Below are 13,244 nucleotides of genomic sequence, written 5' to 3'. Positions count from 1 at the left end.
TCGGCCAAGACCGCCGCACGGGGCGGCGGCTCCGGGTCCCGGCTGCGCGCCGTGTCCGGCCCCCCTGAGCGGCCCCGGATCACCGGGCGGCTCTACGGGCGGCGGCGCAGCGGCCGGCCGGCCCGGCTGACCGCGGTCGGCACCGGGGTGGTCGCGCTGACCGCGACGGTGGCGGTGGCCGGCCTGGACCGGCTGGCCTTCGGCGGGCTCGGGGTCCTGTTCGGCATCGGCTACCTGCTGATCTGCTTCCAGCTGGCGGTCCGGGTCCGGTACGCCGACCTGCTGGCCGCGCCGATCAGCGGGCCGATCGCCTTCGCCGTGGCGCTGCTGGCGTTCGGGCCGGTCACCTCCACCGGGATGACGGCGCAGGTGGTGGCGCTGGCGACCAACCTGGCCGGCCGGGCCGGCTGGCTGTTCTCCGGCACCGGCCTGGCCGCCGTGATCGTGCTGGCCCGGTTCGTGGCCCAGCGCCGGATCCACCGCGCGCGCTGAGGACGCGCTCGGGGAGCCGGCCAAGGGACCGACGGCAGGCCCCCGGGGGGTTCAGGCGGTGGCGCGGGCCGCCGCCATGGCCGCGCCGACGATGCCGGCGTCGTTGCGCAGCTCCGCCGGGACGAGCCGCGCCCGGCGCTCGCGCAGCAGCGGCAGGAACTTCTCGTGCTTGCGGCTCACCCCGCCGCCGATCACCACCAGTTGCGGCGAGAACAGCATCTCCACCAGGTCCAGGTACTCGTCCACCCGCTCGGCCCACTGCGCCCAGCTCAGCCCGTGCCGCTCCTTGGCCGCCGAGGAGGCCCGCCGTTCAGCGTCCTTGCCGCGCAGCTCCAGGTGGCCGAGCTCGGTGTTGGGCACCAGCACGCCGTCCACGAACAGGGCGCTGCCGATGCCGGTGCCGAAGGTGAGGACCAGGACCACCCCCGCCTGCCCGCGGCCGGCGCCGTGCGCGGTCTCGGCGAGGCCGGCCGCGTCGGCGTCGTTGAGCACCACCGCCGGCAGGTCGAGCGCCTCGCGGAACAGGCCGGCCGCGTCCAGACCGACCCAGCCCTTGTCGACGTTGGCGGCGGTCCTGGTCTGCCCGTCGACGACCACGCCGGGGAAGGTCAGTCCGACCGGGCCCCGGTGGCCGAAGTGGCGGACCACCTCGCAGACGGCGTCGACCACGGCCCGGGGGTCGGAGGGCTGCGGGGTGAGGACCTTGTGCCGCTCCTGCGCGAGCGCGCCCCGGGTGAGGTCGACGGGGGCTCCCTTGATGCCCGACCCGCCGATGTCCACACCGAATACCGCCGTCATGACGACCGCCCTCCGCCGAAGGTTCTCCACAGGCCTGTGCACGACCACGGGCCCTGTGCACAGAACCTACGAGAACCCGCCTGCCCCCGCACAGCGGAGGACCCGGCACCCGAACGGGCCACCGGGTCCTCCGCCGGAACGCGGGACGGTCCTACAGCTTGCCGGCGGCCTCGGCGCGCAGGTCGCGGCGGAGCTCCTTGGGCAGCGAGAAGATCAGGTGCTCCTCGGCCGTCTTCACGATCGAGACCTCGCCGTAGCCGCGCGCGGCCAGCCACTCCAGCACGCCCTCGACCAGGACCTCCGGCACCGAGGCGCCGCTGGTCAGGCCGACCGTGCTGACGCCCTCCAGCCACTCCTCCCGGATCTCCTCGGCGAAGTCGACCAGGTGGGCGGCCTTGGCGCCGTACTCCAGGCCGACCTCGACGAGCCGCACCGAGTTGGAGGAGTTCTTCGAGCCGACCACGATCAGCAGGTCGGCCTCCGGGGCCAGCTGCTTGACGGCGACCTGGCGGTTCTGGGTGGCGTAGCAGATGTCGTCGCTGGGGGGGCTGACCAGCAGCGGGAAGCGCTTCTTCAGCTCGCCGACGGTGGCCATCGTCTCGTCCACCGAGAGCGTGGTCTGGGACAGCCAGACGACCTTGGACTCGTCGCGCACCTGCACCCCGGCGACGTCCTCGGCACCGTCCACCAGGTGGATCCGGTCCGGGGCCTCGCCCATCGTGCCGATGACCTCCTCGTGGCCCTCGTGGCCGACCAGCAGGATGTCGTAGCCCTCGTCGGCGAAGCGCACGGCCTCCTTGTGCACCTTGGTCACCAGCGGGCAGGTGGCGTCGACGGTGGCGAGCTTGCCGATCCGGGCCTCGTCGTGCACCGAGGGCGCGACACCGTGGGCCGAGAAGACCACGATCGAGCCCTCGGGCACCTCCTCCGTCTCGTCGACGAAGATCGCGCCCTTCTTCTCCAGGGTCTGCACCACGTACTTGTTGTGGACGATCTGCTTGCGCACGTAGATGGGGGCCCCATACTGCTCCAGGGCCTTCTCCACGGCGATCACGGCGCGGTCGACGCCCGCGCAGTAGCCCCGGGGGGCGGCGAGCAGGACACGGCGCTGCGCGGTGTTGGAGGACATGGCTCCATCGTACGGGCGGAGCGCAGCCGCGCCGACGCGAGCGGCGTTCCCGTCGGAACCGGTCACGGGTGCTCAAATGTGGAAGCTATGAGCGAGCGAGTCGAGCGGGACGAGCCGGGCGGCCGGGACGGACGGGGCGGGCTGCGGCGCAGCCTGGGCGTGCGCGATCTGGTGGTGTACGGACTGCTGTTCATCGCCCCGATGGCCCCGGTGGGCGTGTTCGGGGTGCTCGACGCCAAGAGCCACGGGGCGGTCGCCGCGGTCTACCTGGTGGCCACCGTGGCGATGGGGTTCACCGCCGTCTCGTACGCCCGGATGGTGCGGGCGGTGCCGCAGACCGGTTCGGTGTACGCCTACGCGCGGGCCGGGCTGGGCGACGCGGCCGGGTTCATCGCCGGCTGGATGGCGATGCTCGACTACCTGCTGATCCCGGCGGTCGCCTACCTGTTCTCCGGCATCGCGCTCAACTCGCTGGTGCCGGACGTCTCCCGGTGGGTGTGGACGGCGCTCGCCGTGCTGCTGACCACCGGGCTCAACCTGGCCGGGGTGCGGACGGCGGCGGCGGTGGGCCTCGCGGTGCTGGCGATGGAGCTGGTGGTGCTGGCGGTGTTCGTGGTCGCGGCCGTGGTGGTGCTGGCCAGGGACGGCGCGCAGCGCGACTGGGCGAGCCCGTTCACGGCGGTCGGCGGCTTCTCGACGGCCGCCGTGCTCTCGGCGGTCTCCGTGGCCGTGCTGTCCTACCTGGGCTTCGACGCCATCGCGACCTTCGTGGAGGAGGCGGTCGGCGCCTCGGCGGCGGTGGCCAGGGCGGTGCTCTGGTGCCTGGTGCTGTCCGGCGCGCTGTTCGTGGCGCAGACCTATCTGGCGGCGCTGCTGGAGCCGCTCGCCCCGCAGCAGCTGGCGGCGGACCCGGCGGCGCAGGGATCGGCGTTCTACGACACGGTGGAGGGCGCGGTCGGGCACTGGCTGCACGTGCTGGTCGCGGCGAGCAAGGCGATCGGCGCGGCCTTCGCGGCGCTGGCCGGGCAGGCGGCGGCCGGGCGGCTGCTGTTCGCGATGGGCCGGGACGGACGGCTGCCGCGCTTCCTGGGCGCGGTCGACCCGGGCTCGGCGGTGCCGCGCCGGGCGCTGCTGGTGTCGGCGGCGATCACCATGGCGGCGGCGGTCTGGGCGGCCAACCGGGACGACGGGCTGGACCGGCTGACCTCGGTGGTGAACATCGGCGCGCTCACCGCCTTCACCCTGCTGCACGCCTCGGTGGTGGGCTGGTACGCGGTGAAGCACCGGTCCCGCAGTCCGCTGACGGACGTGGTGGTGCCGGTGCTGGGCGTGGCGGTGATCGGCGCGGTGGTGGCCGAGGCCTCGGGCACCGCGCAGGTGGTGGGGTTGGTCTGGCTGGCCGTCGGGCTGCTGGTGCTCCTCGGCCGGCGGGCTTCCGCTGTCGGCGGACGCCGATAGCCTCGTAGGCATGGCCAACCCCAGTTCCCCCGAAGCGCCGCTCCCGGTCGGCAAGGTCTCCGCGCTGATCGGGGGCTGGGTCGACCGGCTCGGCGCGGTCTGGGTGGAGGGGCAGATCACCCAGCTCAGCCGACGGCCGGGGGCGGGCGTGGTGTTCCTGACGCTGCGCGACCCGCAGGCCGACGTCTCACTGACCGTGACGTGCTTCCGCTCCGTCTTCGACCAGGTCGCGGACGCGGTGCAGGAGGGCTCGCGGGTCGTCGTGCACGCCAAGCCGGAGTGGTACGCGGCGCGCGGCCAGCTGTCGCTGCGGGCCGCCGAGATCCGGCTGGTCGGGCTGGGCGAGCTGCTGGCCAGGCTGGAGCAGCTGAAGCGGCGGCTGGCCGGCGAGGGCCTGTTCGCCGCGGACCGCAAGAAGCCGCTGCCGTTCCTGCCGCAGTGCGTCGGGCTGGTCACCGGCCGGGACTCGGCGGCGGAGCGGGACGTCCTGGAGAACGCCCGGCGGCGCTGGCCGGCGGTCCGCTTCGAGATCCGCAACGTGCCGGTGCAGGGCGTCAGCGCGGTGGAGCGGGTGAGCGCGGCCGTCCGGGAGCTGGACGAGCACCCCGAGGTGGACGTGATCGTCGTGGCCCGGGGCGGCGGCAGCGTCGAGGACCTGCTGCCGTTCTCGGACGAGGGCCTGGTGCGGCTGGTCGCGGCCGCCCGGACGCCGGTGGTCAGCGCGATCGGCCACGAGCCGGACCAGCCGCTGCTGGACTTCGTCGCCGACCTGCGCGCCTCCACGCCCACCGACGCCGCCAAACGGGTGGTTCCGGACGTCGGCGAGGAGCTGGCCAAGGTCCGCCAGCTGCGCGACCGGGCCCGGCGGCACGTGCTGGCCCGGGTGGAGCGCGAGCAGCACGGGCTGGACGGCGTGCGCAGCCGACCGGTGCTGGCCGCGCCGCAGCGGATGCTGGACGGGCGCGGGCAGGAGGTGGACGGCCTGCTGGAGCGGGCCCGGCGCACGCTGCGCCACCGGCTGGACCACGCGCAGAGCGACCTCGGGCACACCCTGGCCCGGGTGGTGGCGCTCTCCCCGGCGGCCACCCTGGAACGCGGCTACGCGGTGCTGCAGCGGGGCGACGGCACGGTGGTGACCGATCCGGCACAGGCCCCGGCGGGCGAGGGACTGCACGCCCGGGTGGCGGGCGGCGGCTTCGACGTCACGGTGGCCGGCGGCTGAGCGGGCGGGTCCGCGGGGCGGTTCGCGCTGTCGGTGCGGGCCCCTACGCTGGCTGCCATGGCAGATCAGGAACAGGACGCGACGGCGGCCCCCGTGCAGACCCCGACCCCGGACGACGCGCTCGGCTACGAGCACGCCCGGGACGCGCTGCTGGAGGTGGTCCGGCAGCTGGAGAACGGCGGCACCTCGCTGGAGGAGTCGCTGGCGCTGTGGGAGCGCGGCGAGCAGCTGGCGAAGGTCTGCCAGCGCTGGCTGGACGGCGCGCGGGCCCGGCTGGACGCCGCGCTGGCCGCCGAGGAGGGAGCCCCGCCGCAGGGGTGACGCACGAGGGGTGAGACAGGTCACAACGAGTAGGGGAACAGTTGAATGTTCATCTATGTTGGGAGTCAGTGATCGGCCCCGGCCGCTCACCGACAGACGGACCCCACCGTTCCTTCCTCCCCCGAGGTGCACAGACATGACCACCGACGCCCTGGTTCTCGACGCCGCCGCCCAGGACCTGCTGTTCCGCGAGGCCCGCACCGCCAACACCTTCACCGACGAGCCGGTCTCCGACGAGCAGGTCCAGGCCATCTACGAGCTCGTGAAGTTCGGCCCGACGGCGATGAACCAGCAGCCGCTGCGGGTCGTCCTGGTCCGCTCGGCCGAGGCCCGCGAGCGCCTGGTCCAGCACCTCGGCGACGGCAACAAGGCCAAGACCGCCTCCGCCCCGCTGACCGCCATCCTCGCCGTGGACAACGAGTTCCACGAGGAGCTGCCGACCGTCTTCCCGCACTTCCCCGGTGCCAAGGACTTCTTCTCCGAGCGCCCGGTCCGCGAGTCCTCGGCCGCGATGAACGGCGCCCTGCAGGCGGGCTACTTCATCATCGGCGTGCGCGCCGCCGGCCTGGCCGCCGGCCCGATGACCGGCTACGACGCCGAGGGCATCAACAAGGAGTTCTTCGCCGACGGCGAGCACTCGGTGCTGGCCGTCGTGAACATCGGCAAGCCGGGCGAGGGCGCCTGGTACCCGCGCTCCCCGCGCCTGGCCTTCGACGAGGTCGTCACCACCGTCTGAGCCCGAGCGCCCCGGACACCGCGAAAGGGCCCCGCACGCAGCGCGTGCGGGGCCCTTCCGCGTTCCGGACTACTTCAGCGCCTGCGCCAGCTCGGCCAGCTCCTCGTAGGAGGCGGTGCCGGTCAGCAGGGTCGTCGCCCCGCCGGACTGCACGGTGAGCGCCCGCGCCTTGGGACCCTGCACCTTCTCCCAGGTCTGCCCGGCGACGTCCACGGTGCCGTCCGGCTTGGCGTCGGAGACCGCCGACTTGAGCATGTCCTCCGGCTTGGCGTCGCTCTGCTCCACGGCCGCGTACTGGCCGGAGGGGGTGACGAAGCCAAGGTGCCAGGCGTTGCCCCGGCCGCCGCCCAGCTCCGCCGGGTTGTACGTCACCGAGGTGGCCCGCCACTGCGCGGGCAGGCCCTCCGGGGCGAGCAGCGGGTACGGGGCGGCCCGCTTGGCGGAGGCCGCGGCCACCTTGTACTCGACCGTGCGGACCCCGTCGCCGTCCGCGTCGTGCGGCAGGAACAGGTACCCGACCCAGACCACGACGCCGACCGCCAGCATCGACAGGATCATGTCCCGTACCGTCTGCCGGCCCCTCATGCCCTTGCTCTCTCCAGCCACCCCCACATGGTGACTCATGCCGACGCGCGCCCGCTCACCCGGGGTGTCCACGTCCGGGTGAAGGCGCCGGAACCTGCCGCTCCCGTCCCCGCGGGGGGACCGCGCCACAGACACCCGTCCCGGGGGCAGATACGATCGCAACACCCTCACCACGGCGTTCGACCAGGCAGTAGTCGGGCGCTCACTGGCCGTCGCGTACAGAGAGGTAACGACGATGACCACGCAGTACCCGCATCACCTGCCCAGCGCCCTGGAGGTCGCGCCGGAGGCTCCTGACCGGAACCTCGCGCTCGAGCTCGTCCGGGTCACCGAGGCCGCGGCGCTCGCAGCCGGCCGCTGGGTCGGCCGGGGCGACAAGAACGGCGCCGACGGCGCGGCCGTCCGGGCCATGCGCACCCTCGTCTCCACCGTCTCGATGAACGGCATCGTCGTCATCGGCGAGGGCGAGAAGGACGAGGCGCCCATGCTCTACAACGGCGAGCGGGTCGGCGACGGCACCGGCGCCGAGTGCGACGTCGCGGTGGACCCGGTCGACGGGACCACCCTCACCGCCAAGGGCATGAACAACGCGGTCGCCGTCCTGGCAGTCGCCGACCGCGGCACCATGTTCGACCCGAGCGCGGTCTTCTACATGGACAAGCTGGTCGCCGGCCCGGAGGCCGCCGACTTCGTCGACATCACCGCCCCGCCGGCCGTCAACATCCGCCGGGTCGCCAAGGCCAAGGGCATCGCCGTCGAGGACGTCACCGTGGTCGTCCTCGACCGCCCGCGCCACGAGGGCCTGGTCCGGGAGATCCGCGAGGCGGGCGCCCGGATCAAGTACATCTCCGACGGCGACGTCGCCGGCGCCATCATGGCCGCCCGCGAGGGCACCGGCGTGGACCTGCTGATGGGCATCGGCGGCACCCCCGAGGGCATCATCGCGGCCTGCGCGATGAAGTGCATGGGCGGTGTGATCCAGGGCAAGCTCTGGCCCAAGGACGAGGCCGAGCGCCAGAAGGCCCTGGACGCCGGGCACGACCTCGACCGGGTGCTCTCCACCGACGACCTGGTCAGCGGCGAGAACGTGTTCTTCGTCGCCACCGGCATCACCGACGGCGAGCTGCTGCGCGGCGTGCACTACCGCCAGGAGACCGCCACCACCAGCTCGCTGGTGATGCGTTCCAAGAGCGGCACCATCCGGCAGATCGACTCCACCCACAAGCTGTCCAAGCTGCGGGCCTACAGCGCGATCGACTTCGACCGCGCCAACTGACCCACCTCCGGGCCGCGGGGCCCGAAGGCACGACTCGGCCCGCGGTCTCGGCGAAATCCCCCTTCGCCGAGACCGCGGGCGGTCTCCTCGCCACCGGCCCGCGCCGGATCAGCCCGCGATCCGGCCGCGCGACGCCGGCACCCTGGCCGCCTCGCGCAGCTCGGCGTCCCGGCGGCGGCGGCGGGCCAGCACCACCCGGCGCTCGGCCGCCGTCAGCCCGCCCCAGACCCCGTACGGCTCGGGCTGCGCCAGCGCGTGCTCCCGGCAGTCCAGCAGCACCGGGCACCGGGCACACACCTGCTTCGCCTGCTCCTCGCGCGACAGCCGGGCCGCGGTCGGCTCCTTGGACGGCGCGAAGAACAGACCCACCTCGTCCCGCCGACAGGCCGCGGCGGTGTGCCACGGATTGTCCTCACCCGCCGGCTGCGGGGCCGGGCGCCGCTCCAGCAACTGGGCCGCGACCACCGGCGAGGCGGCGGCGGACGGCCGCGCGACCGGAGACGGGGCGGCCGGCGCGGGGACGGCGGACGAGGTGGTGCGGGACTCGATCGGATGCAGCACGGCCGTACTCCTGACGAGGCTCTCGGACACGGGGAAGCTCGCTCCCCTGCCCAGCTGCGGGCCCCCGTTCACACCCCCGGGCCGGCCTCAGGCCGCCTCCGGTACGCAGCCGTACAAGAAGCGATGTGCCAGAGGAACTACCCCACGCCCGAGCAATTCATGCACACTGCACGCAACCGACTACAGCGTGCACTCGACGCAAGGACGAGTGCCCGGCCCGGAAGTCGCCTCCCGGGCCGGGCAGCGGGCCGGTCTTCCGTGCGCGGCTCAGTCGGCGCCGAGCTGCTTGCGCACCCACTCCTTGAGCTTCTTGCCCCGGCGCGGCTTGGCCTCGCACCCGCCGAACACCGCGGTGCCCTTCACCCGCACCACCGGCGCGTACGGGTCGGCCGCGGTCTGCTCCTTGACGTCGAAGCCGCCGAAGATGCCGACGCCGCCGCCGTGCAGGCTGACGTTCTCCGGCACCTTGATCTCCACCCCGCCGAAGATCGCCACCACGTCGATCACCACCTCGGGCGACTCGAACACGGCGTCGGTCAGATCGATCTCGACCCCGCCGAAGATCGCCACGGCCCGCAGGTGGGAGCCCACCCGCCAGCGGCCCTTGCGGGACGAGCCGCCGAAGACCGCCAGCATGGTCGGCGCCTCGTTGCGGGCCGGCAGCCGCACCGGGCCCTCCGGCCGCGGGCCGGCCGCCGGCTCCGGGGCGCCCAGCGGCGGCTTCTCGAAGGAGATCTCGCGGTGCACCGGGAGGTCCCGGGTCAGCGGCACGAGCTCGCCCAGGGTCTTGGCCGCGTAGGCCGCCTCGATCCGCTCGGCGTGCTCCTCGACGTCCAGCCGCCCCTCGGCGTAGGCATCGCGCAGCAGCTCCGCGACCCGTTCGCGGTCGGCGTCCGAGGCCCGCATCTCGGCCTGCGCCACCGGGGCGTGCGCGGGCGGTGCGGGCGGCGCCGCCGCGGGCTTGGTCATCGGTACGGGCCGCTGCCCCTGATCGTCCATCCGCTGGTCCTGCGGGTCCTTCGACGGCGAGTTGTCCACGAGGGCAAGCCTAGTCACCAGGGCAAGCCCCGGGTGACCCTGGTCACGCAGGCGGACCTTCCCGCGTGCGGGAAATCGCCGGGTCCTACCCTTGAGGGTGCTTCCGCCCCTCCAGGGTGCTTCGCCGACGCAGCCGGAACACCGGCACAACTGGACACCTAAGGACCGCCCCCATGGCTCCCACGCCGGACTTCGAGTACAGCGACCTGCTCCCCCTGGGCGCTGACCCGACCCCCTACCGCAAGCTCACCTCCGAAGGCGTCTCCACCTTCGAGGCCGGCGGACGCACGTTCCTGCAGGTCGAGCCCGAGGCCCTGCGGCTGCTCACCGCCGAGGCGATGCACGACATCTCGCACTACCTGCGCCCGGCCCACCTCGCCCAGCTGCGCCGCATCCTGGACGACCCCGAGGCCAGCCCGAACGACCGCTTCGTCGCGCTGGACCTGCTGAAGAACGTCAACATCTCGGCCGGCGGCATCCTGCCGATGTGCCAGGACACCGGCACCGCCATCGTCATGGGCAAGCGCGGCCAGAACGTGCTCACCGAGGGCGGCGACGAGGCCGCCATCGCGCGCGGCGTCTACGACGCGTACACCAAGCTGAACCTGCGCTACTCCCAGATGGCCCCGGTGACCATGTGGGACGAGAAGAACACCGGCAACAACCTGCCGGCGCAGATCGAGCTGTACGCGACCGACGGCGACGCCTACAAGTTCCTCTTCATGGCCAAGGGCGGCGGCTCGGCCAACAAGTCGTACCTGTACCAGGAGACCAAGGCGATCCTGAACGAGGCCAGCATGCTCTCGTTCCTGGAGCAGAAGATCCGCTCGCTGGGCACCGCGGCCTGCCCGCCGTACCACCTGGCGATCGTGATCGGCGGCACCAGCGCCGAGTTCGCGCTGAAGACCGCCAAGTACGCCTCCGCGCACTACCTGGACAACCTGCCGACCTCCGGCGACGCGAAGACCGGCCACGGCTTCCGCGACCTGGAGCTGGAGGCCAAGGTCACCGAGCTGACCCAGAAGATCGGCATCGGCGCCCAGTTCGGCGGCAAGTACTTCTGCCACGACGTGCGCGTGGTCCGCCTCCCGCGCCACGGCGCCTCGCTGCCGGTCGCGATGGCCGTCTCCTGCTCGGCCGACCGCCAGGCGCTCGGCAAGATCACCGCCGAGGGCGTCTTCCTGGAGCAGCTGGAGACCGACCCGGCGAAGTACCTGCCGGACACCACCGACGAGGCCCTGCTGGTCAGCGGCTCCGCCGGGGGCGACGACGGCGTGGTGCGCATCGACCTCGACCAGCCGATGTCCGCGATCCGCGCCGAGCTCTCCAAGTACCCGGTGAAGACCCGCCTCTCGCTCACCGGCACCCTGGTCGTCGCCCGCGACATCGCGCACGCCAAGATCAAGGAGCGCCTGGACGCCGGCGAGGGCATGCCCAAGTACCTCCAGGACCACCCGGTCTACTACGCCGGCCCGGCCAAGACCCCCGAGGGCTTCGCCTCCGGCTCCTTCGGCCCCACCACGGCCGGCCGGATGGACTCCTACGTCGACCAGTTCCAGGCCGCCGGCGGCTCGATGGTCATGCTCGCCAAGGGCAACCGCTCCAAGCAGGTCACCGACGCCTGCGCCCAGCACGGCGGCTTCTACCTCGGCTCCATCGGCGGCCCGGCCGCCCGCCTCGCCCAGGACTGCATCAAGAAGGTCGAGGTCCTGGAGTACGCCGAGCTCGGCATGGAGGCCGTCTGGCGCATCGAGGTCGAGGACTTCCCGGCCTTCATCGTCGTCGACGACAAGGGCAACGACTTCTTCCGCGAGACCACCGAGGGCCCGCTCATCACCAGCCTGCGCGTCCGCTCCAAGGAGTAGTCCGCCCCGCCCCATCCCGGCACCACCCCCGCCCCGGCCGCACCGCCGCGCCCGGGGCGGGCCCGTTCGGCGGGGTGGGTGAAGGTCCTCGGGGCCCCGCCGCCACGACGGGTGACGCGGGCGGCCGGTCGGACGCTCAGGCGCTCAGGCGCTCAGGCGTCGAAGTCGTACTCAAGGACGTAGGAGGCGGCGTCGAGGGTCATCTCGTTCAGCTCGACGACCTGGCCCTCGTCGGCGAAGGCGGTGCGGCAGATGAGGATGACGGGGGTGCCGGCGGAGAGTTCGAGGCGGGTGGCCTCCTCGGCGCTCGGCATCCGGGAGCGGACCTCCTCGCGGAAGTGCACCGGCTTGGCGCCGATCTCGGCGAGGCGGGCGTAGGTGCCGCCGGGGCCGGTGTCCTCACGGGTGATCGCGGTGCCCGAGACCAGGCCCGCCGGGAGGTAGGAGGTCGACAGCAGGACCGGCTTGCCGTCCAGCACGAAGCGCCGGTGGCGCACGCACATCGGCGCGCCCGGGTCGACTCCGAGCACCCGGGCCACGTGCTCCGGCGCGCCCTGCTCGGTGACCGTGACCTGGTCGACGACGAGGCTGCGGCGGTCGATGTCGGCCGACCATATCGAGCGGCCCGAGCCCCACTGCCCCTGGGCGAGCCGCTGGATCCCGCGCCGGCGCAGCGGCCGGAAGTCGCGGACGAAGACGCCCGCCCCGCGGCGGGCCTCGGCGATGCCCTCGCTCTGCAGCACCCCGAGCGCCTGGCGGGCGGTCATCCGGGCCACGCCGTAGGTGTCCATCAGGTCGTTCTCGCCGGGGAGCCGGTCGCCCGGGCGGTACTCGCCGGCGTCGATGGCCGCCTTCAGCGTGTCGGCGATCCGTTGGTACTTGGGCTGCTTCTCGCCGCTACTGCTGCCGACCATCGCCGTCTCCCTCGTCCCTCGCCGGAAATCGTAGGCGCGCCTTCGGTCTGCGGTAAGCCGATAGGACCGGTTCGACCGTTGACATCTCTAGAGATATTAGCTTCTCTAGAGATGCTGGGTAGTCGCCGAGCAGAGCCGAACCAAGCCAAGCCACGACAGCGACCAGGGCCGGCCACCACCGTCGCCGCGCCCGCACCGGAGCAGCAAGGAGCAGCGCGGTGAGCATCCGAAAGCGCGCCGCCGCGGCCTACCGGCCGCGCGTGGGGGAACCGGTCCTCGACAGCAGGACCGGGCGTACCGGCATCTACATGGACACCATCGGTGGGGAGCACTACCTCCGCCCGCCCGAGGGCGGCTGCGAGTGGACCGCCCGCCCCGAGCACATCGCCCCCGCGGCCCCGGCCGGCGGCGGGGCGGCCCGCGAGAGCGCCGCCGCGGCCGAGCCGGCGGGACGGACCGGGCCCGCCCGCCGGGCCGGACCCTCCGCCGTCCACGCGGCCTGATGCCCGCTCCGGCGGGCAAGCGCACCGGCGAGTTCCGGCCACCGGACGCGCACCGGGCCGCCCACCGTGTCGGCGGGCGGCCCGGCGGATACCAACCGCTGCCCGTCAGGGGCAGTTGGTGACGTTCCCGGCGAAGGCGCCTGCGGCGGTGGCCACGTACGCGGCCGAGACGACCACCGTCGAAGCGGCGACCACGGCAAGACGGCGAAGCGTGCTCATGAGCGATTCCCCCTGGTGTCGGGGCCGCCCCCCTGGCGGCCCGAGTGCTGAAAAGTACAGCCGCCACGGCCCCTCGATCAACATCGGCACACGATCCGGAATCCCGAATACCCGTATGTCACACCGA

At 73.3% G+C, this 13,244-nt stretch carries 14 protein-coding genes; 8 read left to right on the top strand and 6 right to left on the bottom strand.

The window, feature by feature from the left end; all coding sequences use genetic code 11:
- Positions 1 to 51 precede the first annotated feature (51 nt).
- The gene (locus ABZW10_RS25895; RefSeq protein ID WP_355369966.1) at positions 52 to 492 is read left to right on the top strand and encodes a DUF6542 domain-containing protein; all 441 of its coding nucleotides are present in this window, start codon (positions 52 to 54) and stop codon (positions 490 to 492) included.
- Positions 493 to 543: 51 nt separating this feature from the next.
- Here ABZW10_RS25895 and ppgK read toward each other — a convergent pair whose 3' ends face one another.
- Together ppgK and ABZW10_RS25885 are read right to left on the bottom strand one after the other, a co-directional pair.
- A complete protein-coding gene (gene ppgK / locus ABZW10_RS25890) occupies positions 544 to 1,290 on the bottom strand; it encodes a polyphosphate--glucose phosphotransferase (RefSeq protein WP_355369964.1) in 747 nt (248 codons plus the stop codon).
- A 151-nt stretch (positions 1,291 to 1,441) separates the two neighbouring features.
- Positions 1,442 to 2,419, bottom strand: coding sequence for a 4-hydroxy-3-methylbut-2-enyl diphosphate reductase (locus tag ABZW10_RS25885; RefSeq protein WP_355369962.1), 978 nt, complete (start codon positions 2,417 to 2,419; stop codon positions 1,442 to 1,444).
- A gap of 87 nt (positions 2,420 to 2,506) precedes the next feature.
- Between ABZW10_RS25885 and ABZW10_RS25880 the strand changes: the two genes are divergently transcribed.
- From ABZW10_RS25880 to ABZW10_RS25865, 4 genes are all read left to right on the top strand, one after another.
- Complete coding sequence (locus tag ABZW10_RS25880; protein ID WP_355369960.1) at positions 2,507 to 3,877, top strand: APC family permease; 1,371 nt, start codon at positions 2,507 to 2,509, stop codon at positions 3,875 to 3,877.
- Between the two features lie 10 nt (positions 3,878 to 3,887).
- On the top strand, positions 3,888 to 5,099 hold the full coding sequence (gene xseA, locus ABZW10_RS25875) for an exodeoxyribonuclease VII large subunit (protein ID WP_355369958.1): 1,212 nt from the start codon (positions 3,888 to 3,890) through the stop codon (positions 5,097 to 5,099).
- 57 nt (positions 5,100 to 5,156) lie between these two features.
- Positions 5,157 to 5,420, top strand: coding sequence for an exodeoxyribonuclease VII small subunit (locus ABZW10_RS25870; RefSeq protein WP_355369956.1), 264 nt, complete (start codon positions 5,157 to 5,159; stop codon positions 5,418 to 5,420).
- A gap of 136 nt (positions 5,421 to 5,556) precedes the next feature.
- Positions 5,557 to 6,156: a malonic semialdehyde reductase gene (locus ABZW10_RS25865; protein WP_355369954.1), complete on the top strand. Its 600-nt coding sequence runs from the start codon at positions 5,557 to 5,559 to the stop codon at positions 6,154 to 6,156.
- A 69-nt stretch (positions 6,157 to 6,225) separates the two neighbouring features.
- Here the strand turns inward: ABZW10_RS25865 and ABZW10_RS25860 are convergent, their stop codons facing one another.
- Positions 6,226 to 6,762, bottom strand: coding sequence for a DUF4245 domain-containing protein (locus tag ABZW10_RS25860; protein WP_355369952.1), 537 nt, complete (start codon positions 6,760 to 6,762; stop codon positions 6,226 to 6,228).
- A 214-nt stretch (positions 6,763 to 6,976) separates the two neighbouring features.
- Between ABZW10_RS25860 and glpX the strand changes: the two genes are divergently transcribed.
- Positions 6,977 to 8,017 (top strand): class II fructose-bisphosphatase, encoded by a 1,041-nt coding sequence (gene glpX, locus ABZW10_RS25855; protein ID WP_355369950.1) that lies wholly within the window; start codon positions 6,977 to 6,979, stop codon positions 8,015 to 8,017.
- A 108-nt stretch (positions 8,018 to 8,125) separates the two neighbouring features.
- Here glpX and ABZW10_RS25850 read toward each other — a convergent pair whose 3' ends face one another.
- Both ABZW10_RS25850 and ABZW10_RS25845 read right to left on the bottom strand, forming a co-directional pair.
- Positions 8,126 to 8,482: a WhiB family transcriptional regulator gene (locus ABZW10_RS25850; RefSeq protein ID WP_355370030.1), complete on the bottom strand. Its 357-nt coding sequence runs from the start codon at positions 8,480 to 8,482 to the stop codon at positions 8,126 to 8,128.
- 363 nt (positions 8,483 to 8,845) lie between these two features.
- On the bottom strand, positions 8,846 to 9,547 hold the full coding sequence (locus ABZW10_RS25845) for a DUF1707 domain-containing protein (RefSeq protein WP_355370028.1): 702 nt from the start codon (positions 9,545 to 9,547) through the stop codon (positions 8,846 to 8,848).
- 242 nt (positions 9,548 to 9,789) lie between these two features.
- Between ABZW10_RS25845 and ABZW10_RS25840 the strand changes: the two genes are divergently transcribed.
- Positions 9,790 to 11,481, top strand: a complete 1,692-nt coding sequence (locus ABZW10_RS25840) for a fumarate hydratase (protein ID WP_355369948.1) — start codon at positions 9,790 to 9,792, stop codon at positions 11,479 to 11,481.
- A gap of 152 nt (positions 11,482 to 11,633) precedes the next feature.
- Here the strand turns inward: ABZW10_RS25840 and ABZW10_RS25835 are convergent, their stop codons facing one another.
- Complete coding sequence (locus ABZW10_RS25835) at positions 11,634 to 12,395, bottom strand: GntR family transcriptional regulator (protein ID WP_355369946.1); 762 nt, start codon at positions 12,393 to 12,395, stop codon at positions 11,634 to 11,636.
- A gap of 218 nt (positions 12,396 to 12,613) precedes the next feature.
- Between ABZW10_RS25835 and ABZW10_RS25830 the strand changes: the two genes are divergently transcribed.
- Entirely contained in the window at positions 12,614 to 12,898 is a 285-nt protein-coding gene (locus tag ABZW10_RS25830; RefSeq protein ID WP_355369944.1) for a hypothetical protein, read from the top strand.
- Positions 12,899 to 13,244: the final 346 nt, after the last annotated feature.

Origin of the sequence: Kitasatospora sp. NPDC004723 (assembly GCF_040609255.1) — a bacterium.
Taxonomy (GTDB): domain Bacteria; phylum Actinomycetota; class Actinomycetes; order Streptomycetales; family Streptomycetaceae; genus Kitasatospora.
The sequence above is the reverse complement of the archived record's forward strand: the minus strand, read 5'-3'. Positions and strand labels throughout refer to the sequence as shown.